The organism is Nocardioides maradonensis, from assembly GCF_054777115.1.
In genome coordinates this window covers 1-919 of the sequence record NZ_BAAHAZ010000054.1, presented here as the reverse complement: position 1 = coordinate 919, position 919 = coordinate 1, and the positions used below count along the sequence as shown (strand labels likewise).

The window sequence follows — 919 nt, the reverse complement described above, 5'->3', positions numbered from 1 at the left end:
CGCTGGACCCGTTCGGACAGGGTCGGCGCTCGTGCGGCGAAGCGTGCGCGGATCGTTTTGCTGGCTGCCGACGGGGAGGCGAACACGCGGATCGCAGAGCTGACCGACTCCACGGTGACCACGGTGTTGAACTGGCGCGGGCGCTATGAGGAGCGCGGGATCGCTGGGCTGGCGAACGTGCCGCGGGCGGGGCGACCGCGGGAGCTGGACCATCGCGCGATCGTTGCTGAGACGCTCAAGCCGCCGCCGAAGAAGCTGGGCGTGACGCACTGGTCGACCCGGCTCTTGGCAGACCGGCTCAAGATCTCGAACACCTCCGTGGCCCGCGCTTGGCGGTCCTACGGCGTGAAACCGTGGAAGGCGGAGTCGTTCCGGTTCTCGACCGACCCTGAGCTGGTCGGGAAGGTCACCGACATCTGCGGGCTCTACCTCGCGCCTCCGGAGAACGCGATCGTGCTCTGTGTGGACGAGAAGTCGCAGATCCAGGCGCTGGACCGCACGGTGCCGATCTTGCCGATGCAGGAAGGGCGGATCGAGCGCAGGTCGCATGACTACTACCGCCACGGCACCACGACGCTGTTTGCCGCGTTGGACATCGCGACCGGGCAGGTGACCGCGGCGTTGAAGCCCAAGCACCGTCATCAGGAGTTCTTGGCATTCCTCAAGCAGATCGAGCGGACCTACCGCGACGTCGTGGACGACGACGGGCAGCCGGTCGAGTTGCACCTGGTCATGGACAACTACGCCGCACACAAGCACGCGAACGTGAAGGCGTGGCTGAGCGACAACCCGCGGTTCAAGGTGCACTTCACCCCGACCCATGCCTCCTGGATGAACCTCGTCGAGGTCTGGTTCGGCATCGTGGAGCGTCAGGCCATCCGGCGCGGTGTGTTCAAGTCCGTCAAGGACCTCAACGCCA

Annotated in this window: 1 protein-coding gene; it reads left to right on the top strand. The window is 66.2% G+C overall.

Features of this window, described 5'->3' with window-relative positions:
- Positions 1–57: 57 nt before the first annotated feature.
- On the top strand, positions 58–919 hold an 862-nt coding region (locus tag ACYVAQ_RS23390), incomplete at its 3' end, for an IS630 family transposase (RefSeq protein ID WP_460793021.1).